Annotated in this window: 25 protein-coding genes and 1 pseudogene; 8 read left to right on the top strand and 18 right to left on the bottom strand. The window is 63.3% G+C overall.

Annotation, left to right across the window (positions count from 1 at the left end):
- The 3 genes and pseudogenes from VIM98_RS06865 to trpB all read right to left on the bottom strand — a co-directional run.
- Positions 1-310: pseudogene (locus tag VIM98_RS06865) on the bottom strand (acetyl-CoA carboxylase carboxyl transferase subunit beta); the annotation flags it as partial.
- A 45-nt stretch (positions 311-355) separates the two neighbouring features.
- A complete protein-coding gene (gene trpA, locus VIM98_RS06860) occupies positions 356-1,156 on the bottom strand; it encodes a tryptophan synthase subunit alpha (protein ID WP_331992357.1) in 801 nt (266 codons plus the stop codon).
- Positions 1,153-2,364 (bottom strand): tryptophan synthase subunit beta, encoded by a 1,212-nt coding sequence (gene trpB, locus VIM98_RS06855; protein ID WP_331992356.1) that lies wholly within the window; start codon positions 2,362-2,364, stop codon positions 1,153-1,155. Before trpB ends, trpA begins: the two co-directional genes overlap by 4 nt.
- A 117-nt stretch (positions 2,365-2,481) precedes the next feature.
- On the opposite strand from trpB, the gene VIM98_RS06850 reads away from it, so the two are divergent.
- A complete protein-coding gene (locus VIM98_RS06850) occupies positions 2,482-3,375 on the top strand; it encodes a LysR family transcriptional regulator (protein WP_331992355.1) in 894 nt (297 codons plus the stop codon).
- Here VIM98_RS06850 and VIM98_RS06845 read toward each other — a convergent pair.
- The 10 genes from VIM98_RS06845 to prmB form a co-directional block, all read right to left on the bottom strand.
- Entirely contained in the window at positions 3,366-4,367 is a 1,002-nt protein-coding gene (locus VIM98_RS06845; RefSeq protein ID WP_331992354.1) for a cupin-like domain-containing protein, read from the bottom strand. The two genes, VIM98_RS06850 and VIM98_RS06845, sit on opposite strands and share 10 nt — an antisense overlap.
- Positions 4,368-4,416: 49 nt before the next feature.
- Positions 4,417-5,040: a phosphoribosylanthranilate isomerase gene (locus VIM98_RS06840; protein WP_331992353.1), complete on the bottom strand. Its 624-nt coding sequence runs from the start codon at positions 5,038-5,040 to the stop codon at positions 4,417-4,419.
- Entirely contained in the window at positions 5,037-5,804 is a 768-nt protein-coding gene (gene truA / locus VIM98_RS06835; RefSeq protein WP_331992352.1) for a tRNA pseudouridine(38-40) synthase TruA, read from the bottom strand. The genes VIM98_RS06840 and truA overlap by 4 nt, the downstream gene beginning before the upstream one ends.
- 237 nt (positions 5,805-6,041) lie before the next feature.
- On the bottom strand, positions 6,042-8,357 hold the full coding sequence (locus VIM98_RS06830; RefSeq protein WP_331992351.1) for a FimV/HubP family polar landmark protein: 2,316 nt from the start codon (positions 8,355-8,357) through the stop codon (positions 6,042-6,044).
- A 157-nt stretch (positions 8,358-8,514) separates the two neighbouring features.
- Entirely contained in the window at positions 8,515-8,799 is a 285-nt protein-coding gene (locus VIM98_RS06825; RefSeq protein ID WP_331992350.1) for a hypothetical protein, read from the bottom strand.
- Positions 8,799-9,827, bottom strand: coding sequence for an aspartate-semialdehyde dehydrogenase (locus VIM98_RS06820; RefSeq protein ID WP_331992349.1), 1,029 nt, complete (start codon positions 9,825-9,827; stop codon positions 8,799-8,801). Before VIM98_RS06820 ends, VIM98_RS06825 begins: the two co-directional genes overlap by 1 nt.
- 119 nt (positions 9,828-9,946) lie before the next feature.
- Positions 9,947-10,975: a D-glycerate dehydrogenase gene (locus VIM98_RS06815; protein WP_331992348.1), complete on the bottom strand. Its 1,029-nt coding sequence runs from the start codon at positions 10,973-10,975 to the stop codon at positions 9,947-9,949.
- Positions 10,976-10,995: 20 nt separating this feature from the next.
- Entirely contained in the window at positions 10,996-12,081 is a 1,086-nt protein-coding gene (gene aroC / locus VIM98_RS06810; RefSeq protein WP_331992347.1) for a chorismate synthase, read from the bottom strand.
- Positions 12,082-12,117: 36 nt separating this feature from the next.
- Entirely contained in the window at positions 12,118-12,666 is a 549-nt protein-coding gene (locus VIM98_RS06805; RefSeq protein ID WP_331992346.1) for a GNAT family protein, read from the bottom strand.
- A 3-nt stretch (positions 12,667-12,669) separates the two neighbouring features.
- On the bottom strand, positions 12,670-13,593 hold the full coding sequence (prmB, locus tag VIM98_RS06800; RefSeq protein WP_331992345.1) for a 50S ribosomal protein L3 N(5)-glutamine methyltransferase: 924 nt from the start codon (positions 13,591-13,593) through the stop codon (positions 12,670-12,672).
- A 132-nt stretch (positions 13,594-13,725) separates the two neighbouring features.
- Between prmB and asd the strand changes: the two genes are divergently transcribed.
- Positions 13,726-14,568, top strand: a complete 843-nt coding sequence (asd, locus tag VIM98_RS06795; protein ID WP_331992344.1) for an archaetidylserine decarboxylase — start codon at positions 13,726-13,728, stop codon at positions 14,566-14,568.
- 152 nt (positions 14,569-14,720) lie between these two features.
- Positions 14,721-15,158 carry a hypothetical protein gene (locus VIM98_RS06790; RefSeq protein WP_331992343.1) on the top strand — a complete coding sequence of 146 codons (438 nt, stop codon included), beginning with the start codon at positions 14,721-14,723 and terminating at the stop codon, positions 15,156-15,158.
- Between the two features lie 169 nt (positions 15,159-15,327).
- On the opposite strand, the gene VIM98_RS06785 is transcribed toward VIM98_RS06790, so the two are convergent.
- A complete protein-coding gene (locus VIM98_RS06785) occupies positions 15,328-16,830 on the bottom strand; it encodes a transglycosylase SLT domain-containing protein (RefSeq protein WP_331992358.1) in 1,503 nt (500 codons plus the stop codon).
- 242 nt (positions 16,831-17,072) lie between these two features.
- On the opposite strand from VIM98_RS06785, the gene VIM98_RS06780 reads away from it, so the two are divergent.
- Genes VIM98_RS06780 through greB form a run of 3 tightly spaced genes read left to right on the top strand, consistent with a single transcriptional unit; the run spans position 17,073 to position 19,769 of the window.
- Entirely contained in the window at positions 17,073-18,575 is a 1,503-nt protein-coding gene (locus VIM98_RS06780; protein ID WP_331992342.1) for a helicase HerA-like domain-containing protein, read from the top strand.
- Between the two features lie 44 nt (positions 18,576-18,619).
- Positions 18,620-19,240 (top strand): DUF998 domain-containing protein, encoded by a 621-nt coding sequence (locus VIM98_RS06775; protein WP_331992341.1) that lies wholly within the window; start codon positions 18,620-18,622, stop codon positions 19,238-19,240.
- A 19-nt stretch (positions 19,241-19,259) separates the two neighbouring features.
- Positions 19,260-19,769, top strand: a complete 510-nt coding sequence (gene greB / locus VIM98_RS06770; protein ID WP_331992340.1) for a transcription elongation factor GreB — start codon at positions 19,260-19,262, stop codon at positions 19,767-19,769.
- A gap of 50 nt (positions 19,770-19,819) precedes the next feature.
- On the opposite strand, the gene VIM98_RS06765 is transcribed toward greB, so the two are convergent.
- A complete protein-coding gene (locus VIM98_RS06765) occupies positions 19,820-20,350 on the bottom strand; it encodes a hypothetical protein (RefSeq protein WP_331992339.1) in 531 nt (176 codons plus the stop codon).
- A gap of 187 nt (positions 20,351-20,537) precedes the next feature.
- On the opposite strand from VIM98_RS06765, the gene VIM98_RS06760 reads away from it, so the two are divergent.
- Positions 20,538-21,404, top strand: a complete 867-nt coding sequence (locus VIM98_RS06760; RefSeq protein WP_331992338.1) for a YihY/virulence factor BrkB family protein — start codon at positions 20,538-20,540, stop codon at positions 21,402-21,404.
- A 46-nt stretch (positions 21,405-21,450) separates the two neighbouring features.
- Here VIM98_RS06760 and phnD read toward each other — a convergent pair whose 3' ends face one another.
- From phnD to rimO, 3 genes are read right to left on the bottom strand one after another with little or no spacing between them, the layout of a single operon-like run.
- Positions 21,451-22,497 carry a phosphate/phosphite/phosphonate ABC transporter substrate-binding protein gene (gene phnD / locus VIM98_RS06755; RefSeq protein WP_331992337.1) on the bottom strand — a complete coding sequence of 349 codons (1,047 nt, stop codon included), beginning with the start codon at positions 22,495-22,497 and terminating at the stop codon, positions 21,451-21,453.
- A gap of 36 nt (positions 22,498-22,533) precedes the next feature.
- Positions 22,534-23,376 (bottom strand): DUF3025 domain-containing protein, encoded by an 843-nt coding sequence (locus VIM98_RS06750; RefSeq protein ID WP_331992336.1) that lies wholly within the window; start codon positions 23,374-23,376, stop codon positions 22,534-22,536.
- An 18-nt stretch (positions 23,377-23,394) separates the two neighbouring features.
- Positions 23,395-24,714 carry a 30S ribosomal protein S12 methylthiotransferase RimO gene (gene rimO / locus VIM98_RS06745; RefSeq protein ID WP_331992335.1) on the bottom strand — a complete coding sequence of 440 codons (1,320 nt, stop codon included), beginning with the start codon at positions 24,712-24,714 and terminating at the stop codon, positions 23,395-23,397.
- 167 nt (positions 24,715-24,881) lie between these two features.
- Here rimO and VIM98_RS06740 point away from each other — a divergent pair.
- Positions 24,882-25,762, top strand: an 881-nt coding sequence (locus tag VIM98_RS06740; RefSeq protein WP_331992334.1) for a hypothetical protein, incomplete at its 3' end; no start/stop codon positions are given.

The raw sequence follows: 25,762 nt of genomic DNA, 5'->3' as shown, positions 1-25,762 counted from the left end.
GTGCGGCCACGATGCGATCGCGGTACTTCTTCGAATCGCGGAACTTGAGCGGGTCATTAGGCTCCATGCTCGCCCATAGCTCCTGCGCGCTGCCTTCGTCGAGGAGCGCGTTCAAGCGCACACGGGCTTCGATGGTGTGGTGATGGCCGCACTTCGGACAGACCATCAGGTTCCGTTCCAGCTCCGGCCGGTACAGCACCGCGCCGCAACCGCCGCACTTCTCCCATACGCCTTCGGGAACCTTGCCCTTGCCACCGGCGGAGTTCTGCGCGCGTTCGCGCGGAGTCATGAGTTTTTGCAACCAATTCATCGCCACACCTCAAACGTTCCGGGCCGAAACGACCCGGAAGCCGTCTCAGCGTGCATCGAGCGCCGTGCGGATCGGGTGCAGGACATCCCGCACGCGGGCGGCAATCTCCTCGGCCGTGGCGGCGCCGTTCAATCGATCGACCAGCGCGCTGCCAATAACCACCGCATCGGCGAAACCGGCAATGTCCTTGGCGCTTTGTGCATCGCGCACGCCAAAGCCCACCGCCACCGGCGTTCTGGCGCGGCTCCGGATATCCGCCACGCGGGCAGCGATATCGCGGGTACTCAAACGGCTCGCGCCGGTAATGCCGGCAAACGACACATAGTACAGGAAACCCTCGGCCGACCCGCACAGCTTTGCCATACGCTCGGGTGCGGTGGTCGGCGCGGCCAGCAGAATCTGCTGCAAGCCCGCATCGCGCAAGGGTTTGAGCACGGCGGACTCTTCCAGCGGACAGTCGACTACCAGCACTCCGTCGACGCCAGCTGCCAGGGCTTCGTCCGCAAACCGCGCATAGCCGTGGATCTCGATCGGGTTGAGGTAACCCATCAGCACAACCGGCGTGGCCTGGTCGCGCTGGCGAAACGTACGTACCCAACCGAGCACGTCGGCCAGACCGACGCCCTTGGCGATGGCCCGCTCGCTGGCATGCTGGATCACCGGGCCGTCGGCCATCGGATCGGAAAAAGGCACGCCTAGTTCGATTACGTCGGCGCCGGCATCCACGAGCGCATGCATCAGCGCCACCGAGTGCTCCGGAGCCGGATCGCCGGCAGTCACGAACGGGATCATGCCGGTGCGGCCGGCTTGCCGCAGGGCCGCGAAACGGTCGTCGATGCGACTCATACCTGGACTCCTTCACGGGCGGCGATGGTATGCACGTCCTTGTCGCCACGACCGGACAGGTTGCAGAGGACGATCTGGTCCGGACGCATCTCACGCGCCAGCTTCATCGCTTGTGCGACCGCGTGGCTCGATTCGAGTGCCGCCAGGATGCCTTCGGTGCGCGCCAGCAAATGAAACGCCTCGAGTGCCTCGTCGTCGGTCACGCCGACATACTCGGCGCGACCGGCATCCTTGAGGAAGGCATGCTCGGGACCGACACCGGGGTAATCCAGGCCCGCCGATACGGAGTGGGTTTCGATGATCTGGCCGTCGTCGTCGCAAAGCACATAGGTGCGATTGCCGTGCAGCACGCCCGGCCGGCCGGCCGCCAGCGAAGCGGCGTGATGACCTGTGGCAATGCCCTCGCCTGCTGCCTCCGCGCCGACAATGCGTACATCGCGATCGTTGAGAAAGGCGTGAAACAGCCCGATCGCATTCGAGCCGCCGCCAACGCAGGCGGTGAGCGCATCGGGCAGGCGACCGTACTGCTCCAGCATCTGCGCACGCGCCTCGCGGCCGACGATCGCATTGAAGTCGCGCACCATCAACGGATACGGATGCGGGCCGGCAACGGTGCCGATAATGTAGAACGTATCGGCCACATTAGTGACCCAGTCGCGCATCGCTTCGTTGAGCGCATCCTTGAGCGTCTTCGAACCGGAGGTCACCGGCACCACGTCGGCACCGAGCAGCTTCATGCGGTAGACGTTGATCTTCTGGCGTTCGATATCCACCGCGCCCATGTAAACAACGCACTTGAGGCCCAGCCGTGCGGCCACGGTGGCACTGGCCACACCATGCTGGCCCGCGCCGGTCTCGGCGATGATGCGCGGCTTGCCCATCCGCTTGGCGACCAGCGCCTGACCGACGGTATTGTTTATCTTGTGCGCACCGGTGTGGTTAAGGTCCTCGCGCTTGAGCAGGATGCGCGCGCCGCCGACATGCCGGGACAAGCGCTCAGCGTGGTAGATCGGGCTGGGCCTGCCAACGTAGTGCTTCAGATCGTGATCGAGCTCGGCGAGGAACTCCGGATCTTCGCGCAAGCGCAGGTAGGCCTCAGTCAGCTCCGCCAGGGGCGCCATCAATGTCTCGGCGACGTACTGGCCGCCGAAATCACCGAAACGCCCATGTTCGTCAGGCCAGCGTTGAAAATCGTCGATCGGGGGCATGCTTTGATCCTGTGCAAAAAACTCCCAGCCTTCCGCCGGGTGGCGCGCTATTAGATCGCGATTTGCAAGGCCATGAAAAGCGATAAGATAGCCCAGACCTGTTAGAAAAACTCACATATGGATCGTAACCTGCCACCGCTGAATGCACTGCGTGCCTTCGAGGCGACCGCACGCTTGCAGAGCGTCAGCCGCGCCGCCGCCGAGCTGCATGTGACCCATGGCGCTGTCAGCCGGCAGTTGCAGACGCTCGAAGCCGCCTTGGGTCAGCCTTTGCTGACCCGCCAAGGGCGCGGTATCGCACTGACCGTCGCGGGCGAACGCCTGCGCGATAGCGCCGTCGCGCTGTTCGAGTCGTTGCGAAGGGATTGGGCGGCCCTGCGCCAGGTTCGCGCCGACGCCCCCTTTGTGCTCGGCTGTCCCAGCAGCCTGCTGGCACGCTGGGTGATCCCGCGTCTCGATCGCCTTGGCCATGCCCTGCCCGGTCTGACGCTGCACCTATCGGCACAGGAAGAGCCCTTCGCGGCGAACCTGGAGGGGCTCGATGCGGCACTGATGCTGGCTGGCCCACCCTTTTCGCCTACCTGGCGTGTACACGAACTTGCACCGGAGCGAATCGGGCCTGTGCTCAGCCCACGCTATGCCGGCTATGCACGGCTCAAAGACCGGCCCGGCAGCGCTTTGCTCGACGAATCGCTGCTAGGAACGGCCTCTCGTCCACAAGCCTGGCCCGCCTGGGCCCACGCGGTTGGGCTCGACGCAAAAACGCTCCAGGCCGGCCAGGACTTCGCCCATCTTTACTACCTGCTGGAAGCGGCGATTGCCGGGCTGGGCGTAGCTATCGCCCCGGAACCGCTGGTCGCCGAAGATCTCGCCAGCGGCCGACTTGTCGCACCTTGGGGATTTGTGCCGACGTCGGCAAGCTGGATCCTGGCACTCCCACCGCGCACGAGCGACCGTCGCGGCGACGCGCTGATCGCGTGGTTGCGAGGCGAGCTCAAAACTCAGAGGTAACGACGAATCGCTTCCAGCAGGCGAATCGATTGCTCGGTATCCAGCTCGCCCAGCCAACCGCGTCGTTCCGGCGGGATATGCGCACCCGGATCGTCCGCACCGAACACGTAATGATCGAACAGCACTCGCCAGGCTTCGCGCTCGGCCTCCGGCAACGACCGGTACAACAGGATCGCGTGCAGCAGGCCACCGATGCGGGTCTGCGGTACCAAGCCTTGTCCGTGGCTCTGCTTCCACCAGTAATTGACCAAAGCGTTGAGCTTGTTCAACGAAGCGACGTGATGCCACCACATCGGCGGGATGTAGATGGCATCGCCCGGCTCAAGGTCGGCGACAACAGCATGCTCGAGCGCGGTGCGCAGACGCGGGTAACGCGGATCGTCCAGGCGATCCAGGCGCGCCACGCTGATGGCGGCCCCCGTAGGTGCGTAGTCGAGCGGGCCGATATACAGATTGCCGATTTGCTCGGGCGGAAACAGCGTGAATCGTCGCACGCCGCAAACCACGCAGGCGATGTTGTGGTATTCGTCGAAATGCGCGGGCGTGGTCACCCGATTGCCGATCCAGATACGCGGTTCGATGCGCGGTCCAAGGAACGGCACAGTGTGCTGTTCGAGGAATCCTGGCAAGCAAGCGGCAATCGGTGCGCTCTGCATCGCCACGCCAGGCGCTCCGCGCTCGTCCAGTTGCAAGAGCTTGCTCAGCCCCTGCGATACGGATGCACGTTGATGGCTGAAGTTGAATTGCGTACCGTCGGCTCCATAGCCGATTACCCCTTCCTCAGCCGCTGGCATCACCAGCGCATCGACCGGCGTCCCATTGTCGAAACCGGCGAGCATCGTGGCGAAGGCCTTATCCGATTGCCGCGCCGCCGCGACGACCGGCCATTCGGCGACCAGGCCGCGAATCACGAGCGGACGCGACTGCGCGACGATACGATCGAGTGCATCGCTCTGACCAGCGAAGGGGAATTCTTCCATCGTTGCGGGCATAAGCGGTCCGGCGGTGAGCAACGCCTGATGCTAGCGCGCGGCAACGCGCTCAGCCATCGGCATCGCGTACGGCACGGATGAAACGTTCCAGCTTCTGCGCATCCTTGACCCCCGGCGCTGACTCGACGCCGCTGGCAACATCGACTGCCCACGGTCGGGCAATACGAATAGCCTCGCCGACGTTCTCTGGCGTAAGGCCTCCGGCCAGAATCAATGGCTGAGGAAACTGGCGCGGCATGGTGCTCCAATCGAAGCGCTTGCCGCTGCCGCCAGCTTCACCGAGTCCATGGCCATCGAGCAGCAAGGCCGCTGCTCGCGGATATTCGCCGAGGTGCGTGAGCCCCGCCTTGCCCTGACCCATCGCAATGCCCTTGAGGAAGGGGCGACCGAACTGCGTACACCAGCCTTCCGGCTCACTGCCGTGGAACTGCAGGTAGTTCGGCCGCAAAGCCTCGCTGACCGAAGCCACGTCTGCAGCGCTATCGTCCATGAACAAGGCCACGACCTGAACAAAGGGCGGCAACACGTCGACGATCGCCTGCGCCTGTTCCAGCGTAACGCGACGCTTGCTGCGCGCGGTAAAGATCACGCCGATCGCATCGGCGCCCAGCCGAGCGGCCAACAAGGCATCTTCCGGGCGCGTCATGCCGCAACACTTGATACGGGTTCTCACAGGCTAACCTCCGCCGGCAAGCCCCAATGCGCCTCGTAGCGCGGTCCAAGAAATGTCAGCCCGGACGAAGGGGCCGTCGGTCCGGCTACTTCGCGATCGCGGCCGGCAAGCAGTTCGGCCATCCACGTCTCTGGCTGTTCGCCGCGGCCGATCGGCAGCAACGAGCCGACGATGTTGCGCACCATATGGTGCAGGAATGCATTGGCCTCGATATCCATGATCACCTGCTCGTCCTCGCGATAAAGCCTAATGCCGATCAGCTCGCGCCGCGCGTGCGCCGCCTGACACGACACCGCGCGAAACGCACTGAAATCGTGCTCGCCGAGCAAAGCTTGCGCCGCCCGATGCATACGCTCCGCATCCAACGGGTGGCGCTCCCAGGTGACGTAGCGCGCATCCAATGCCGGGCGTACCGCACGATTCAAAATACGATAGCGATAGCGCCGGCTGCGTGCTGAGAACCGTGCATGGAAATCGTCCGGAACTTCCTGTGCCCACAGCACAGCTACGGAAGTGGGCAAGTTGGAGCATGCGCCCAGCACCCAACCTCTAAGATCGCGCCGCACCTCGGTGTCGAAATGCGCGACCTGGCAGCGACCGTGCACGCCCGCATCGGTACGGCCCGCGCAGGTTACGTCGACCGGATGCGCGGCCACGAACCCGAGCGCGCGCTCCAGCGCGCCTTGCACGGTCGCGCCGTGGCTCAGGCGTTGCCAGCCGGAGAAATCGGTGCCGTCGTATTCGACGCCCAGGGCGATGCGCATGAAGGAGACTGACCGGAAAAACGAATAGGTTAGCGTGATTTGGAACCGGGTGCTTGCGGAGAGAAGCTGGAAGGGAGGGCCCCGCGAGGAGCCAGACGATCTTTATCGAGATCGGCAGGACGAGGCGAGCGCCCTCCTTCCTTACGGCCAGAAACCGTAGCGCCGCGGTTACGATGCGCTTCCTGCAAATAAAAACGCCGGCTCAAGGCCGGCGTTTTTATTTGGTCCAGGCAAAACTCAATGCAGATCGTCGAGCAAACGCTGCGCCGTATCCTTCTGCATCTGGCTGCCCTCATGCAGGACTTCTTCCAGCATGGCGCGAGCGCCATCGGGATCGCCCATGTCCAGATACGCCCTGGCCAGGTCAAGCTTGGTATCGATCGGGTCGTCGCTGAAGGTACCCAGTTCTTGCGGAACGTGCTGATTGTGCGAGAACTCATCATGGTCGTGCATACGCTCCGACTCGTCGAGCAAGGCATCGTCGTCGGCAAATTCCCAGCTGCTGTGCGCGGTCTCGACCTGCGGTGCCGTTTCCGTCTGCGGCACTTCGTGCGGCTCGTGAGCTACCGGCGGGGCGATCGGATGCGGCGTCAGGTTGAAGTCGAAATGATATTCGCTGACCTTCTGTGCGGCTGGCGGCACCGGTGCCGCAGCCGGCGAGGAGCCGCTTGCGTACTGGTCGAGATCGAAATGATGCAAGGCAGCGCGTTCGTCGCCACGCAGGCCCTCGTTATCGCCACGGGGGGCGAACAGCGGATGGTTCGGCACCAAGTCCTCGCCCATGTGCACGACATCCTGCCATTCCGGCTGCTGCGGATCGGAAATATGCGCGTGCATGGCTTCGGCGGCCGCTTCGAAATGCTCCACGTCGCGGCGGCTGTAGTACAGGCTGACCAGCTCCAGATGCAGGCCGATATCGTCGGGATGCTCAGCCAGTTGATCGAGCAGTTCTTCCTGATCCAGATCCTCGCTCCCGAGCGGCGGCGCGGCGCCGAAGCGATCGGCAAGCGACGAGGCTGCAGGTGCGAGCGGCGCCGGCGCAGCCTTGCGACGACGAAGCAGCCCCAGCAATGCCAGCAGTACCAGGACACCGGCACCGGCCGCCCAGGCGATCGGCTGCATGAACCAGGGAGTTTCTTCCGCCGGCGGCGGCGCGACCACGCGCGGCTTGGGCTTGACGACCGGTTGGGATGGTGCTGTCGGCTGGCTGGCGACCGGCCGCGCGCTTGCCGCAGCGGACGAGGCATTACCGGCAGGCGTCGTCGCGGCAAGGTGCGTGCTGGCGGCGGCCGCGGGGGCCGGTACCGCCGTCGCCGGCTTGGCCGGCTGCGACGGGGTCGCAGTGACCACGGTCTTGCTTTCGTCGACAGGCGCCTTGGCGGGCGCGGGTGCCTGCGCGGCAGGCATGCCAGCCGCCTTGCGGGCATCGGCGAGCTTATGTTGCAGCTCGGCGATTTCGTTGTCTTTCAGTGCGAGCAGACGCTCGTTCTTGCTGTTGATGTCTTCCAGGTCTTTCAGGCGCGACTTCAGGTCATTGCCCTGCTGCTGCAAGGAAGCAAGCTGCTCCTGGCTGCGCTGCAGGTCCTGATGCATCGCGGCGACTTCCGCCTTGTTGCCCTTGGCGCCTCCCTGCCCCCCGTCCTTGGCAGGAACCAGTGCAAGGCGATCGCCGCCGCCATTCTTGGCCGGCGAGCTGGAAGCATCGGCACGCGTGCCCGCATCGGCCACATTGGTCGGCGTCCGCGCGGCGCCTGCGCGCCAGTCGCTATTTTGACGCCGCACTTCGGCCAAAGCCGCTGCGGCGGCGACCGCTTCTGCCTCGTCTTTGCCGGGCACACGCAGCACGGCGCCGGTTTTGAGCGCGTTGACGTTGTCGCGATAGAAAGCGTCTGGATTGGCCTGCTTGTAGGCCAGTAGCATCTGGTTGATGTCCACACCGGCCGGCAACGATTGCTTGGCGATGCCGGACAGCGTCTGCCCGCGCTGAACCGTAATCTGTCCGTTTGCGGCCGCTGCCGGGCTGGCGCTTGGGCTGGGAGGGGCACGCCTGGCTGGCGCCGGCGCGGCAGCAGGTGCAGCAGGTGCGGCAGGTGCGGCGGCCGGTGCCGGCGCATGATGCGCGCGCGGTGCGGCCGGTGCAGCCGCCGGCTGTGCAACGGCTGCGCCGGCGGGCGGATCGAGCAGTACGGCAAACTCGCGCACACTCTTGCTACTGCCGGTGTTCAATTCCACCAACAGATCGAGATACGGATCGTTCACTGGCGCGCTGCTGGTGACGCGAACGATTTTCTGGCCGCCGCTGGCATCGATGACCGCAAATTGCAGCAACACCGTCGGCGCAGCCACGCCTGCGCGCGAGAAGTCCTCGGCCGAAGCCAGCCGTGCGGTCAGGCGATCGAGTTCGCCGGGATGGTCCGGCTTGATCGGGATTTCCGCTACCAGGGGCTGGCCGAGGGCGGATTTGATCTGGATCTGTCCCAGTTCCAGCGCTGCGGCCTGGCTGCTGCCCAAAGCAAGCGCCAGCCATACCGACAGCTTCAACGAACGATTCATCGCTTGGTTCCCCCGAACGGCCCCGTGACCTTTTATAGCCAGCCTCGCAGGCTGGCGGCATGACGAACGTGGCGCCACTTTAGTTAGATACAGATCAATCAACAATAGCTTTGGTCAATATTTACAACACATTGCTGCGTAAAGTTCTTGCTTGCCCTCAATGTGAGCCCCCGCTTTGGCTCGCCTGGGCTGCCTTTAGCTGCCGACGCAAATCCTCGATCGTCTGGTCCTGCTGCTGGCCGCGCTGCTGGGCGGCGCGGCTCTTGGCCTCCTCGGCGGCCACATCCTGCTGCAGCTTATGAACCTGGGCATCCTGCTGATCGACCTTTCGGTCGACCGCGGCCTTGCGCGCCGCGGCTTGCTCGGTCGGCGGCTCGCCCGCTACCGCCAAGGCGGCGATCAGGCTGCAGGCGAACAGAGCAGCAACGGCGCGGCGGTTCATTACAGGTAATCCTCGATCAAGAGTTCGGCGATCTGCACGGCATTGAGCGCCGCGCCCTTACGGATGTTGTCGGCAACGATCCACATATTCAGGCCGTTGTCGTGGGAAATATCCTCACGGATACGACCCACAAAGACCGGGTCCTGCCCAGCCGCATCGCCTACCGGCGTCGGATAACCGCCCGGCTTGCGCTCGTCGCGTACGACCACGCCGTCGGCATGCTCCAGCAGCGCGCGCGCCTGTTCGGCGGTGATCTTGTCCCGGGTTTCGATATGCACGGCTTCGGCATGTCCGTAGAACACCGGCACCCGCACGGCGGTCGGGTTCACCTGGATCGAATCGTCTTCCAGAATCTTGCGCGTTTCCCACACCATCTTCATCTCTTCCTTGGTGTAGCCGTTTTCCTGGAAGTCGTCGATATGCGGGATCACATTGAAGGCGATCTGCTTGGGAAACTTGTTGGTTTCCACGTCCTGGAAGGCCAGCAGGGCCGCGGTCTGCCTGCCCAGTTCCTCCATACCCGAGCGACCGGCGCCGGAAACGGATTGATAGGTTGCCACGTTGATACGTTCGATGCCGACGCTGCGGTGGATCGGTGCCAAGGCGACCAGCATCTGCATGGTCGAACAGTTGGGGTTCGCGATGATGCCGCGCGTGGTGTACTGCGCGATGGCATGAGGATTGACCTCGCTCACCACCAGTGGGATATCGTCCTGATAGCGGAATTCGGAGGTGTTATCGATCACCACCGCACCAGCCTCGGCCGCGCGTGGCGCATGCACCCGGCTGACGGAGCCGCCCGCGGAGAAGAAAGCGATGTCCACGCCATCGAAATCGTAGTCGGCGAGGTTTTTCACCACAATCGATTTGCCGCCAAAGGTGATGCGCTCGCCGGCCGAGCGCTCGCTCGCCAACGGAACCAGTTCGCTGATCGGGAAATCGCGCTCGGCCAGGATCGCCAGCAACGCTTCGCCTACGGCGCCTGTCGCGCCGACCATCGCCACCTTGTAGCTGCTCTTCTTGCTCATGTTCCGTTATCGGTTGAGGGTGTGGAAAGCCGCCATCACGGCTTCGACGTCCGCAACAGCGGAAATCTAGCCTGGATGGCGGGTAAAACAACAGACAGCACGCCTGCGCGTGAATGTCGTCACGCTTTATTGTCGACCGATGCCGCTCCGGACCAGCGGGACATCACCTCGGGGTTGAGTGGTGTCGGCGGTTGCCCCGCCAATTTGCCCAAGCCCAGCGCAGCCAGCACATTGTCCGCCGCCAGCCGCGCCATCGCTCGCCGAGTATCTTCGCTGGCGCTGGCAATATGCGGGCTGAGCACGGCATTGTCCAAGGCAAGCAGGTCCGGATGGACGGCAGGCTCGCCTTCGAACACGTCCAACGCCGCCGCGGCCAATGTCTTGTCGCGCAATGCCCGGGCCAGCGCCGCGTCGTCGACGATGCCTCCACGCGCTACGTTGACCAGCACCGCGCTCGGCTTCATCAGTGCCAGCTCCGGCGCACCGATCGCATGGCGGTTGGCGGCGGTAAACGGCAACACCAGAACCAGATGATCGACGCGACGCAGGAGCTCGTGCTTCTCGACCCATTGGGCGCGGCATTCGCGCTCGACCGGGTCGGGCAGTCGCGAGCGGTTGTGATAAAGCACGTGCATATCGAAACCGCAAGCGCGCCGGGCGATGGCCTGACCGATCCGGCCCATGCCCAGAATGCCCAAGGTCTTGCCGTGGAGGTCCACACCGAGCCAGTCGTCGAAGCGCATCGTGCTGGTCCAGTGCCCCGCGCGCAGCCAACGCTCGGCCGCGCTGACACGGCGTGCAGCCGCCAGCATCAGCGCCCAGGCATAGTCGGCCACGCTTTCGTTGAGTACATCGGGCGTATTGGTGGCCAGCACGCCTGCGGCGGTCATGGCCGGCAGGTCGAAATTATTGAACCCGACGCCGAGGTTCGCGACGACTTTCAGCCGGGTGTTGCCTGCCAGCACGCCGGCATCCACACGCTCGGACAGGCCTACGATGGCACCATCGACATCGGCCAGTTTCGCCCGCATTTGATCGGCACTACGGGTGCCTTCCACCGTCTCGGCCGCCACCTCGACATGATCGGCCAGATGCGCCAGTACATCGGGAAATAACGGACGCGAGACCCAGACCTTCTTCTTGCTCATGGTTTGCTCGATGACTCTGCTCAGGCCAACCGCGGCGACACCGGCCTCACGTCGTCGCATTGCGCGCGGTGCCGCAAGGCGTGGTCGATCAGCACAAGGGCCGCCATCGCCTCGACGATGGGTGTAGCGCGGATCCCGACACAGGGGTCATGGCGCCCTTTGGTAACCACCTCGACCGGCTCGCCAGCCAGGTTGATGCTGCGCCCGGGCACCAGGATGCTGGAGGTTGGCTTGAATGCCGCCGAGGCGCATATCGCCTGGCCGGTACTGATGCCACCGAGGATGCCGCCGGCATGGTTGCTGGCGAAACCCGCGGGGGTCATTTCGTCGCGATGCTCACTGCCGTGCTGGGCGACCGCGGCGAAACCATCGCCGATCTCTACGCCCTTGACCGCATTGATCGACATCAGCGCGGCTGCCAGGTCGCCGTCCAGCTTGCCGTAGATCGGCTCGCCCCAACCGGGCGGTACGCCCTCGGCCACTACGTTGACGCGCGCACCGACCGAATCGCCGGACTTGCGCAGCGCGTCCATGTATTTCTCCAGCTCGGGTACCTGGGCGGCATCGGGCCAGAAGAACGGGTTGCGCTCCACCTCGTCCCAATCGAATGTACGAGGCATTACTTCGCCCAACTGCGCCAGGTAACCGCGCACCCGAATGCCCTGCCGGGCCAGCCACGCTTTGGCGACTACGCCCGCGGCCACTCGCATGGTGGTCTCTCGCGCCGAGGAGCGGCCGCCACCGCGCGGGTCGCGAATCCCGTACTTGTGCCAATAGGTGTAGTCGGCATGCCCGGGACGGAAGGTCTGCGCGATGTCGCCATAGTCCTTGCTGCGCTGATCGGTATTGCGGATCAGCAAGCCGATTGGCGTTCCGGTGGTCAGGCCCTCGTAGACGCCGGAAAGAATCTCGATGTCGTCGGCCTCGCGGCGCTGCGAAGTATGGCGACTACGACCGGTGGCACGGCGATCGAGATCGGCACGGAAGATCTCGGCCGACAGCGGCAAGCCGGGTGGGCAGCCGTCGATCACGCAGCCAATGGCCGGACCGTGGCTTTCGCCGAATGTTGTGACGGTAAAGAGCTTGCCGAAGGAGTTGCTGGACACGGGGCAAAAGACTTGCGCGGGAAAACCTTGTCGAGCTTAGCGCGAATCGGCCGCTTCCGCCCATTCGCGCGCCAGCATGGCAAAGATCACGTCATCCACCCATTCACCGCGCAGCAGGTAGGCCTCGCGAAAATGGGCCTCCTGGCGCATACCCAGGCGTGCCAGCAAAGCCAGGCTGCCGGCATTGCGCGGATCGACCGAGGCAACCACCCGACGCACGCCGCAGTCCCCAAATAGCCATCCAAACACAGCGCGCATCGCTTCCAGCGCCAACCCGCGCCCTTGCCAGGCCGGATCGAGGCTGATGCCGAATTCCGCGGCAGCCAGAGGGTCGACTGGCAGGCATACGCCGATATCGCCGATCAGGCGTCCATCCTCGCTCAGCCGGATGGCCCGCTGGCGCCAACCGGATGCGTCGGCCGCCCATGGCGCCTGCTCTTGGATGAAGACCTTGGCCGCATCGAGCGTGGCGGGAAACCACCCTTGGTAGCGGACAACCTCCGGCGCGGCGCGATAGGCAAAGAAGGCCGCCGCGTCGTCGGCACGCAGGTCGTCGATATGCAGCCGCGGTGTCGCCAGAAGCAAGAGTCAGCCCGCCCTGGCGCGTGCGGCGGCGCGAATCGCATCGGCATGCGCGATCAGATCGCGACGCTCCAGTGCGAAAACCCCCATGGCACCGACCTTGAACTCGATCCACACGAAGGGCACCTGCGGCAGTAACGCGGCCAGCGCGTGCTCGCTCTCGCCCACTTCAACGATCAGCAGGCCGTCCTCGGTAAGGTAATCGGCCGCCTGGTCGAGCATACGTACGCAGATATCCAGGCCATCCTGACCCGAGGTCAGGCCCAACTTGGGTTCGTGGCCGTATTCGCCTGGCAGCGCGGCATACTCGTCTTCGGTGACATAGGGCGGATTGGAGACGATCAGGTCATAGCGGCGCCCGGCCAGCCCGTCGAACAGGTCCGACTTGACCGCCTCGACACGATCTTCCACGTGCTGGAAGGCAATATTCTCCCGTGCCAACGACAGGGCATCGTCGCTGATATCGACGATATCGACCTGCCAGCTCGGGTTGTATTCGGCCATCGCGATGCCAATGCACCCTGAACCGGTGCATAGATCCAGCGCGCGCTCGACCGGACGGTGGTCCAGCCAGGGCTGGAAGCCGGACTCGATCAATTCGGCGATCGGCGATCGTGGCACCAAGGCGCGGCGATCGCTTTTGAACTTCATCCCCGCGAACCAGGTTTCCCCGACCAGGTACGCCACCGGCAGGCGCTCGGTAACACGGCGCTCGATCAGCGCCAGCACACGCTCGCGCTCCTCACCCGTGAGCTTGCCCGCGCCATACGCCGGGGGAATATCCGGCGGCAAATGCAGGCTGGCCAGCACCAGATGAGTGGCCTCGTCGATCGGGTTGTCGTGGCTGTGACCGAAGGTCAGCCCGGCCGCAGAAAAGCGGCTGGCGCCGTAGCGGATGAAATCGATGATGGAGGCGAGTTCGGCGGTCACGGGCGTGGGGACATGAAATAGGGCCGCAAAGTATAGCGGCCTGGGGAGAGACCGGGGATTTCAGGGCGCAGGCAAGCTCCTGAAACGCTCATCCCTCTCGCCCGCCAGCACGCAATCCCCCATACTCCCGCGATGACCTTCAACGTTCTCCTGCAATACATCCTTCCGCACCGATTCCTCTCGCGGATCGTCTACTGGGCCACCCGATGGACCTTCGCGCCCTGGAAGAATTTCCTGATCGCCAAGATCGTGCGCAGCTACGACGTCGACATGACCGAGGCCGCGCAGCCCGATGCCCTGGCATACCAGCATTTCAATGCCTTCTTCACCCGCAAGCTGCGTCCCGATGCACGTCAGGCCGATAGCGACGCGCGCAGCGTGCTGTCACCGGCAGACGGACGGATCAGCCAGGCTGGCGCCATTGTCGAAGGACGGATTTTCCAGGCCAAAGGCCAGAGCTATACCGCGGCCGAACTGCTCGGCAATACGGCGTCGGCAGAGCCCTACCGCAACGGTAGCTTCGCCACGATCTATCTCTCCCCTCGCGACTATCATCGGGTCCATATGCCTTTAGCCGGGCGGCTGATGGAAACCGTGCATGTGCCCGGGCGCATCTTCAGTGTGGCGCCATTCGCGGTCGAGGCGATCCCGCGCCTGTTCGCCCGCAATGAACGCCTGGTCTGCCATTTCGAAGGGGAGCACGGGCCGTTCGTCGTAGTGATGGTCGGCGCCATTCTGGTGTCCAGCGTGGCCACGGTCTGGGACGGCCTGGTGATTCCGCCCTATGCCCCCGGCATTCGCCGTAAATCCTTTGCCGACCAACACGTTGTGCTCGAGCGCTTCGCCGAGATGGCGCGCTTCAATATGGGCTCTACCGTGATCGTGCTCTTCCCGAAGGATGTGGCAAAGCTGGATGCATGGCAGCCGCAGCAACAGCTGCGCGTCGGCCAGCGTCTGGGCGCGCTTGCCGGCTGAGCCGGGCATCCTCACAAAAAAGTGACATTTTTCGTCGTTTTGTGACCTTTTTGGCGCACCGGCTCCGCCAAGCCCGTTAATCTCCCTGGCGAAGACCCCGGGGGACACAGGGCATCGAGGGTCTCACGCACAGGTCACTGCGAGGACACTTCATGCGTATCGTTACCCGCTTCATCGCGATGAATCGCGCGCGGCAGCTTGCCCGGCAATTCCGCGACATCGAACGTTGTGTACGTGCAATCCCTGCACGCAGCCGCGGCCGGCTGGGCACCATGGCATTACGCGAAATCGGCCAGGCATCGCGATCGGATTTCCCGCACCTCTATGGCACATCGCCGGAAGAGCGCTACCTGCCCTGGGGCCAGGGCACCGACATCGGCTATGCGCGTGCCCGCTCGGACAATGCCGAGGTCTCCATGCGCGGTGTGGCCTTATGGCTAGCCGTGGCCTACCACGAGACCAAGGATTCGCCCCACCCCAACCTGCAGGCCCAACATCGCCAGCTGGTCCGCGTGCTGCGGGAATTGAAGGAGGCCCATAGCAGGTCGGATGCGACCGAGGAATGGATGACGTCGACAGCGGTAGCTTAGCGTGTCAAGGTCGCTTGCTGCGCTCGCTGTGAGGTCGGCGGCTGCGCGGCCTGTAAGGGGTTAGGAGAAAAGAGCCGGAGCCCGCCAATGCGCGGGCTTTGCTTTTTCCTCTCACTTCTCACCGCACCGAAGGCACGGCCTCACAGGCATGCAGCGCTGCCCTCGCCGCCTACCGACAAACCGGCAACTTCAGCGTCTGCCCCACCTTCAAATGGTGATGCTTCAGGCCATTACTACGGGCGATATCTTCCACGTCAGCGCAATCGACCTTGCGCGCGATGCTCACGAGGGTATCGCCACGGCGAACGGTGTAGCTGCGCGTACGCGTCGGCGACGGCGCGCTACGCGGCGTAGCCGCGGCTGCCATGGAGGGTGTCACGACCGGCACGATCGCGGTATGCAGATCGTTGGCCAGGATCGGCCACGGGCCATCGACGCAGCGTGCCGCATAAGCCTTCTCCAGCGGCTTGGGTACCTCCAGGCGCACGCCTGCCGGCTGTGCCGCCTGGGGATCCAGACGCGGATTCAGGTTACGCAAGGTACGGAACCAACCGTCGTTCATGCCGCCTGCCGAACCGAGGCAAACGGTCAGCTCGGTCAGCGATGCCGAGCGCTTCAGCACAATGTTGCCTGGCGCACCGTCCACCTTGGGGAAACGCAGGTTGTAGCTTTCCGGATGCAGGAACAGCCATGCTGCTGCCAGGACGGCCGGAACGTATTCACGGGTCTCTTGCGACAACTGATTGTAGATCTTCGGATCGTAGAAGCTCACCGAAGGATCGTCCCCGACCATGCGGCGCATGCGCCCTTCGCCGCCGTTGTAGGCGGCCAACGTCATTTCCAGATTATTGTTGAAGATCTTCAGCTGTTCGTCCATGTACTCGGCATTGGCGCGCGCAGACGCCGCCGGATCGAACCGGGTGTCGAAGCCGTCGTCGTTGCTCAGGCCGAAGCGCATGCCGGTGGCATACATGAACTGCAACGGGCCCGCCGCACCGGAGCGCGATACTGCGTGGACCTTGCCGCCGGACTCCTTGGCCATGATGCCGAACAGCAAGGCCTCGGGCAGATCGGCCTTCTGGTATTCGGGCCACATGCGATAGCGCATGAATTGATAGTTGACGTAGGCATCCATCAAATTCGGCCGCCACTGGGTCAGCCACATTTCCAGCGCGGCTTTCACCGGGCCGTTCATGGCGATCAGTTCGGACAGCTTCTGGCCACGCAGCAACGTAACGCTGCGCTGGGCCTCGGGCAAGCTGGCCGCCCCTGTCTTGCCATCGGCGCCGCCTTCGGGCTGCTGCTCGCCCAGCACGTCATTGTCGTCACCAGCGAAGAAGCTGCCGTCTTTCAGGCGCAGCAGGCGGTCATACACGGAAAAGACGCGTTGCGGATCGCAACCGGGCGTGCTGCCGCAATGCAGTGAAATATCCTTCATCTGGTCCAGGGCGGTGTTCAGGCTTTGCTCCGACGCCGGCGCATCGCCTGCGCGCGCCTGCTGCAAGGCGGTTTCATACCCTTTGCTGGCCTGATCGAGCTGACCGTAAAGCGTATTGAGCTGCGGCGAGGGAGCGGGCTTCGGCGCGGCCGCACCGGCGCACGCGGTCAATGCGGCCACCGCGACAGCAAGCGGCAGCGTGCGGAAAAGAAGGGAGGAAACAGCTACCGGCATGTATGGCTTCACCAGGCGATCAAAGCGCCAACCATACCCTTCACATCGTCCGGACTCAACGAAAGCGAAGGACGAGGGACGAGTAGCGAGGGCGCACATCCCAACGCCGAGGCGGACGTGAACGAAGGAGCGACAGCAAGGGCATGCACCTGCGCTGGCCGCGTGTTCACCTGTGCGCCCTCGCTACTCGCTACTCGCCCCTCGCTCTACAATCAGCCAGCCCAAAGAACGGACGCACCGCCATGACTGACATCCTGATCGGCCGTAACGACCACGCCAGCGTCAATCTCGACGCTCACTATGGCAACCGGCACGGCATGATTGCCGGCGCTACCGGCACCGGCAAATCGGTTTCGCTGATGGTGCTGGCAGAAGGCTTCTCCCGTCTTGGCGTCCCTTGTTTCCTGGCCGACGCCAAAGGCGATCTGGCAGGGTTGTCGATGGCCGCAGGCCCCGCTGGGGACAAGCTCAAGGCACGCCTGGACAAGCTCGGCCTCACCGACTGGCAACCCCAGGCCAATCCGGTGATCTTCTGGGACATCTACGGCAAGCTCGGCCACCCGGTACGCGCGACGATCAGCGAGATGGGGCCGACTCTACTCGGTCGTGTGCTTGAGCTGAACGACACGCAAGAAGGCGTGCTCGAAGTGATCTTCAAGGTAGCCGACGATCAGGGCTGGTTGCTGCTGGACCTGGACGACCTGCGTGCCTTGCTCGGCTTCGCCGCCGAGAACGCCAAGGATATTTCCAGTCACTACGGCCTGATCGGTACCCAGAGCATCGCAGCAATCCAGCGCGCCCTGCTGAAGCTGGAGCAGGACGGTGCCGACGGTTTTTTCGGCGAGCCAGCCTTGGAACTTGCCGACCTGATGCGCCAGGACATGAACGGCCGCGGTGTGATCAATGTGCTGGCCGCCGATCGATTGATCCTGAAACCGAAGCTCTACTCCACTTTCCTGTTATGGCTGCTTTCGGAATTGTTCGAGCAACTGCCCGAAGTCGGCGATCTCGACCAACCCAAGATGGTGTTCTTTTTTGACGAAGCGCATCTGCTATTCGATGACGCTCCGCCGGCGCTCATGCAACGTGTGGAGCAAGTGGTCCGCCTGATCCGCTCCAAGGGCGTGGGCGTGTATTTCTGCTCCCAGAATCCCGATGACGTGCCCGGCAATATCCTTGGCCAGTTGGGCAATCGTGTGCAGCATGCGCTGCGCGCCTTCACTCCACGCGACCAGAAAGCGGTCAAGGCAGCGGCCGATACGTTCGTCGCCAATCCGAAGATCGACGTGGTCAAGGCCATCGCACAGCTCGCGGTGGGCGAAGCGCTGGCCTCGACACTGCGCGAAAGCGGCATTCCCACGCCGGTCGAACAAGTGCTGGTGACGTCGCCCACCTCGCGCATCGGCGCAATCACCGACGCCGAGCGCAGTGCGGTGCGACAGCGCTCGCCAGTGGGTACCAAGTACGACACCCCGGTCAACCGGGAATCGGCTGCGGAAATGCTAGCCAAACGCGCGGGCGAAAAAGCCGAAGAAGCTCAATCCGCGGTAAAGAAAGCGCCGGCCGGTGCCGCGACGGACAATTCGGCCTGGGGTGGCGTCATTCGCGACGCCCTGCTCGGCAACGGTCGCCGCCAGGGCATGCTCGAGGCGATGGCTAAATCCGCGAGCCGCACCGTCGGTACGCGTATCGGTCAGCAGATCGTGCGTGGCGTATTGGGAAGTATCTTCGGCGGCAAGCGCTAAACTGCGCTCGATCGCAGTCACCCATGAACGAACCAGGAAACACGATGCAAGGAAGCAAGACACCGCACCTCGGAACGATCGCCATGACGGGCATCGCCGCATTCGTGCTCACGTCATTGTTCGCGCAGTTTCTGCGCTCCGATCTGAACTGGGCACGGGTGCCCAACAGCTTCTATCTGATCGGACCCTACGGCGAAATGGTGCAAGCGGGCTATGTGGCGATGTCGGTCGCCTTGATCCTGCTGGCCGTGGGAGGTTATGTCGCACTCTCGGCTCCAGCGCGGAGTGCAGCGCCTGCTTTGCTTTTTGTCGCAGGCGGCGCAGCCTTAACCGTCACTGCGATGGCGCACACCGACGTCATGGGCCGGCCACCGACGCTGCAAGGCTATGTCCATGGTATAGCGGCGCAGACGGCATTCCTGAGCACTACGGTCGCGATGATGCTGCAAGCGTGGCGGCTGCGCGGCGATCCAAACTGGCGACGCTGGTTCAAACCGGCTTTCAGTTACGCTGCCGTCTGCTTCCTGCTGATGTGGGTCCAGGCGTTCTGGCGCGAGTTGCCGCGCGGCGCCAGCCAGAAGCTGTTGATCGTGCTGATCGCCGGCTGGCTGATGCTGGCGGCCTACCGCTTGTATCGCGGCCCCGATAGCATGCGCCCCCTTTGACGAACCCATTGCCCGTCCTATGAGCCGCTGGCGCCCACCCTCCCCCAGTTCCACCGCGATTATCACGCGCGAAGGCTTCGAGAAGCTCAAGGCCGAACTCGATCATCTGTGGCACACGTTGCGCCCCGAAGTAGTCAAGGCACTGGCCGCCGCGGCAGCCGAGGGCGACCGTTCGGAAAACGCCGAATACACTTATCGAAAGAAGCAACTCGGTGAAATCGATCGTCGCGTGCGCTACTTAAGCAAGCGCATTCCGATCCTGAAAGTCGCCGAAGGCACTCCGGCCGATCGCGAAACCGTATTTTTTGGCGCAACGATCGAACTGGAAAATGCCACTAGCGGCGACACATTACGTTATCGCATCGTCGGTCCCGATGAGACCGATGCCAAGCTCGGTTGGATCAGCGTCGATTCGCCGATGGCACGCGCAGTGATGAAAAAGAAACTGGACGACGAATTCGAAGCGGAACTGCCAGGCGGGCGGACACGTTTCGTCGTGGTAGGAATCGAGTATCGAAGTGGCGACTGAGGCCGCTCGCTGCCACGCACGAGCGACCTCACAGACGCCGACCTCGAACCTTACTTGCCCTGAGGTGCCGGACCGCCATCCTGGGGCGGCGCCATCAGCGCCTGCAGCTGCGCCTGGTGCGATTCGTAGAACGCCACATTCGCCTGATTGATCTTCGACTGATCGACATATTTGGCCGTTTCCGGATCGGATTTGGCCTGCGAGGCAATCGCCGCGTTCATCAGCGCGAGGTTCGCCAGCATGAAATCGCGTGGCGTGAAACCGTGCTTCTTGATCAGGGGCTCGATGCGATTGTCCGCTTTCAGCGCCTGCTGAGTCAGATCGTCGAGGTTATGCACTTGCGCGGCATTGGGCGGCGACTGCGGATGGATGCCTTGCGCGCGCGCTTCCTTGGTCGCGGCGATCAGACGATTGAACACATCGTCATTCAGGTTGTAATTCTTGATCGCCTGCTGATCGGCCTCCGGCAACGACGGGCCCTGCTGCGCAAACGCCCCGAAGGAAATCAGCATGGCAACCGCCAGCAACCATGCGGAAAGACCGCGGCGGAGCGGTCGCGCTCCGAGGGCAAGGAACTTCATTTCAGGTATCTCCCAATGGAATTGTTGGCGGAAAAGCGCTCCGCCAGGCACGCCACGGTAACCTAGCACCGAAAGTTTGAACAGCAACCGGCCCTCATGCGGATTTCACGCTGCAATGGCGGCGGCGCAAGCATCGTGTCCTGGTAGAGTTTAATTTTTGTGAGTCGAAACTTCCGGGAACCTTGCCATGCCCACAGTCTGGTCGACGGGCTTGAACGTTGTGCGCCGCACCGCAGCGGGGTTCAGCGATGACGAACTGATGACGCGTGCCGCCGCCCTGGCCTTTTATTCCGCTCTTTCCTTCGCGCCGCTATTGGTGCTGCTGCTCTGGATCGTCGCCTCGCTGCGCCCGGAGTGGCAAACGGCACTCATCGACAACTTGAACGGCATGGTCGGACCGCGCGCAGCCGATGCGGTCAAACTGGTCATCGACCATGCCAAGCAAAAGCCCGGCGTAGGCAGTTGGGCCGGACTCATCGGCCTTGCTGTCACGCTTGTGGGTGCCTCGGCGGTGTTCGCTCAATTGCAGGGCGCCATCAATCGCGTGTGGAACCTGCGGCCGCATCCGGGTCAAGCCGTCCTGGGCTGGCTGCGCTCGCGATTGCATGCGGTCGGACTGCTACTGTCGCTGGCATTCCTGTTAGTCATCTCTTTCAGCGCAAGCGCAATGATCGCCGCCTTCGTGCGCAGCGGAACCATTGTCTGGCAAGGCGTAGAGACGCTGATTTCACTGTCGATTTTCAGCTTCGTCTTCGCAGCGATCTTCAAGGTGTTGCCGGATGCGATTATCGCTTGGCGAGACGCACTGTTCGGTGCGGCGTTGACCGCCGTGCTGTTCGCGATCGGCAAGTTCGCCATCGGCATTTATTTATCCAAATCCAATGTCGGCGGACCGTACGGGCCGGCCGGCAGTATCGTCGTGTTGCTGGTGTGGGTGTATTACTCCGGGCTGATCCTGCTGCTCGGCGCCGAGTTGACGCAAGCAGTCGCCGAAGCGCGTGGACATCCGATCCTGCCGCGGCCGTATGCGCGAAGTACCGGCAACAATGGCTAGAAATATAAGCTGGAATGACAATCGGGAGGGCTTTTTCTGAAGTTCCCTACGGACGCAGGCCCGCCAGCGTCTGGCGATATTGCGTCTCGACCTGACGTAGCCGTGCCTCGCGCGCTTCTTCGCTGACCCAGCGTCCGTTCTTCGCCTGCTGGCGCAACAAGGTGTATTCCATATCGACGAACGGCTTCAACACGCGGCCGTCGGCAGCGTTGAAACCGGCCAGGTCGGGTACTTGGGCCAACTTGACGCGTTCTTCGGCCGCCGTCGCATCGCTCCCCTTTCCGTAACCACGCATAAAAGCCACCAGGCGCGAACGCAACGGCTCAGCCATATCCCGCCTTACTACCAGCACTCCGCAAGGGATCGAGGTCGAGCGCCAGATCACCTTCAACTGTGCAGCCTCGCGTGGAAAGTTACGCCGGAACAAATCGAGGTCCGGGTTGTTGGACGTCGATATATCCGCCTCGCCATTGGCTACGGCCAGCATGTTGTTCTGATGATTACCAACGTGCACGCTGGCAAAAAAAGTATCGGAGTTGAGCCCGCGCGGTGCGAATACTTCGGCCTCCGGCGCCACATAGCCGGTAACGGACAATGGCTCCCCACGCGCGTAGCGCCAGCGGCCGGCTTGGGCAAGCATGTCGCCCAGACCGCGAATCGGCCCATCGGTGCGCACCACCAACATACCGACATTGCCCTTGGCTCCATCGGTGCGCACGAACTGCGCCACCACACCCATATGCTGATGCAGCACCGCCTCGATCGCCAGGCGACCCGACAGAAAGGCGATATCCACACGCTGATCGGCGATTGCCGAAGACAGTCCCGCATAACTGCTGACGGAAATCGTAGTAACCGGTGTGCCGAGCCGACCGGCCAAGTCATCCAGCAAGGGCTGCCATTGCTTGCGCGATTCGGCGGCGCTGCCTATCGGCAGAATGCCGAAGTGAATGGACGGTTCGTTTGGCTGTACGGGCGGCGCCTCGGTTGCCACCACACTGAAAGGCACCGCCAACAAGACGCAAGCGCCTAGCGCGAGCCATCCTGCGACGCGCGCTTGCGAACGACGCAGCCACGAGATCGCCTTGCCCATGTATCCCCGTTTGCCGATGGCCCCACCCCGGTAAGGCTATATAGCCCTATCGCCCGGTTCAGGGCAATGCTCCAGGCGCTCGGGCTCCGGATAACTGCGACCGGGCCGTTTGGGCTGGTAGCATTCCGCGGTCAGGTGAAACGTTTCCAAAGCATTGGCGGGCAGCCAACCGGGAATGCCCGAGAGCGGCAACGGCCGCAATTGGAGCGGGTCGCGCAACAATCGCCCCTCGGCGATCCCCTCGGCGCAAGCCGCAAGGACATCGTTCATATCCTGAGCACCGCCGACGGCAAACGACATGGCCTTGCCGACCAATAGCTTGCCCGGCGTCAGGGCGTGTTCGAGCAGAGCATGCCCGAACACCCTGACTTCGAGGCGGCCATCGCGCCAAGCCTCGCGGTGACGCCAGAACAAGCCGTGCCAGTCATGCGTATCCCAGAGGGCCTGCAAAGCTTGGTCGCGCACCGCGACGATGACCCCCGCCTCATCGAAATGCGTCGCCGCATATTGCGGCCGCGAGCGCGCCTTGCTACCCATCGTGGCGATCTCAGCTACCTGCAAGGCGTTGAGCGCACGCTTGATCGCCGGATAGCGCAACCAGATCAGCGCATTGAACAGATCGTGCCAATTGGCTTCGCGAGTGGCTATCGTGCCGTGCTCGGCAATGCGTTGCTCATAATGCATGCCGTCGGCGAGTAGCTCACGTGTCTGCGCGGCGAAGCGCTCGTGTACCGTAGCCGGCCACGCAGCGTTCAACGCATCGAGCGAAGGCCAGGATGCCTCGGCCAACCACGGCAGAAACGACTGCCAGTCGGCCAGCGGCGGCACCGCGAATACCGACCTGTCTACCGCTTCGCGCGCCGGAGCCGTATAGCGCATCCCGCCGCTCGCAAGCGCTCAACCAGCCAGGCGTGCGTGCAGGTCGTGATCGTCCGCGTCATGCACGACGACATCGACGAACTGCCCGGCCTTGAGGCTCTGGCCATCGGCAATATGCACAACTCCGTCGATTTCCGGCGCATCGGCAGCCGAGCGTGCCACGGCACCGTTTGCGTTCGCCTCATCGACCAGCACTTTGATGGTGCGACCGATCTTGCGCTGCAACTTCGCTGCGGAAATTTCCGCCTGTACCGCCATGAATTGCTCCAGGCGATCTTCCTTCAACTCCTCCGAGACCGGGTTGGGGAGTTCGTTCGCCTTGGCACCATCCACCGGCGAATAGGCAAAGGCACCCACGCGGTCGAGCTCGGCCTCACGCAGGAAGTCGAGCAGTTCCTCGAACTCCGCGTCGGTCTCGCCAGGAAACCCGACGATGAAGGTGCTGCGGATGGTCAGATCGGGTACCTGCTTGCGCCAGTTGCGAATGCGCTCGAGCGTCTTGTCGATATTGCCCGGGCGCTTCATCAGCTTGAGGATGCGCGGACTGGCGTGCTGAAACGGGATATCCAGGTACGGCAGAAGCTTGCCTTCGGCCATCAAGGGCATCGCTTCATCGACGTGCGGATACGGGTAAACGTAATGCAAACGCGTCCATACGCCCAGTTCGGATAGACCCTCGCACAACTCGGTCATGCATGTGCGGTAATGCTTGTCGCGCCACTGGCGCTCGGCATATTTGATATCCACACCGTAGGCGCTGGTGTCTTGCGAGATCACCAGCAATTCCTTCACGCCGCCCTTGACCAGCCGCTCGGCCTCGACCAGCACTTCATCCACCGGGCGCGATACCAGATCGCCGCGCATCGATGGGATGATGCAGAAGCTGCAACGGTGATTGCAGCCTTCGGAAATTTTCAAGTATGCGTAGTGCTTCGGAGTCAGCTTTACGCCGGTATCCGGAATAATATCCAGCAGAGGATTACGCTTCGGGGGCAACGCCGAATGCACGGCGTTCATCACGCTGGCATAGTCCTGCGGGCCGGTGATCGCGAGCACATCGGGATACGCATCGCGGATCAACTCCGAGCGCTTGCCCAGGCACCCGGTGACAATCACTTTACCGTTCTCGTGCAAAGCCTCGCCGATGGCATCGAGCGATTCCTGCACGGCCGCGTCGATAAAGCCGCAGGTGTTGACCACCACCGCATCGGCCGCGCCGTAACTCGGAACGATCTCGTAACCCTCGACCTTCAACTGGGTGAGGATGCGTTCGGAATCGACGAGGGCCTTCGGGCAACCGAGGCTGACAAAACCGATTTTCTGGCTGGGCTGGGACATGGCAGGCTGGCACGGTACGGACGGCAATCGGCCATTATAGCCGGTGACCCGCCACTGCGCCGCGATCCCCTGGCTCCGGAATGTTGACTCGGTTTGAATGAAGAACGGCTTATTTTACCGCGCCGTGGCTTCAGCAGCGCTCGTTTGCCGGACATAGGGAGACCGAAATGAACGTGCATGCTTGGCGGCATCATGTCCTGTGGCTCGATTCAGCTCCGGCAACGTGGCGAAGACTTGGGCGTATCGGGGGGATGCTGCTTGCCAGCCTGGCCTGGGGGCTCTCCCCGCCATCGCAAGCGCAGAACTCCGACCTGCTCGGCAGCAGTCACGGTGGACACTACTGGTTCGACTACTGCCAGGGGCAACCGGACACGACCCTGCTCCCGCCCGATCCGCGTTCGCGGGTCAGCCCGACGACCGACAAAGCGGTCGCTTTCAATATTGCCTGGCATTCGTGCATGGGCAGACAACCGGCCACCTGTGGCGAGTTGAGGTCGGCAGCGAGCCTCGGCGCCCAGATCCTGCAAGGCAACGGTGCAGCCGGCGCAGGGACGCAATTCAGCAGCGGCCAGGCTTACAGCCCCTGGACAATTTCCGCCCTGCAATACAACTTGCTGTGGCTCAGATGGGGCTTGCTCATTCCGCCGGCCAACTTCGATCAGCTAGTCGCCGAACGCTACGGCACACCACTGAGTTCTGTTCGCAATCCCTATCCGTTGCTTGGCGAGGACCCGAATCAGACCGATGGCGGCTCCGGCCAGCTACCTGCCGCTTTCACGCAGACGCACAATCCCGACGGCTCCTGGAGCAGCAATATCGCGATCACCTGTGCGGCGTGTCATGGGGGACAAATCGGGACCGCCGACGACGGGCCGGGCCTGGGACAGCTGCTGGGCCGCAACGGCCTGACCGACCTGGATGTGCTGCTGACCGAGTGGGGCGGTGGAGATACCGGCTTTTATCTGTTCGGTCTCAATCGCGTACGCGGCAGCGGCGACATCACCAATTTTCAGATGTTCGGCCTGTTGACGCTGTATGACCCGCATAC

The organism is Dyella sp. (assembly GCF_036568765.1).
In the GTDB taxonomy this organism is placed as follows: domain Bacteria; phylum Pseudomonadota; class Gammaproteobacteria; order Xanthomonadales; family Rhodanobacteraceae; genus GSA-30.
Note: the sequence above shows the minus strand (reverse complement) of the source record. Positions and strands in the feature narration are given on the sequence as shown.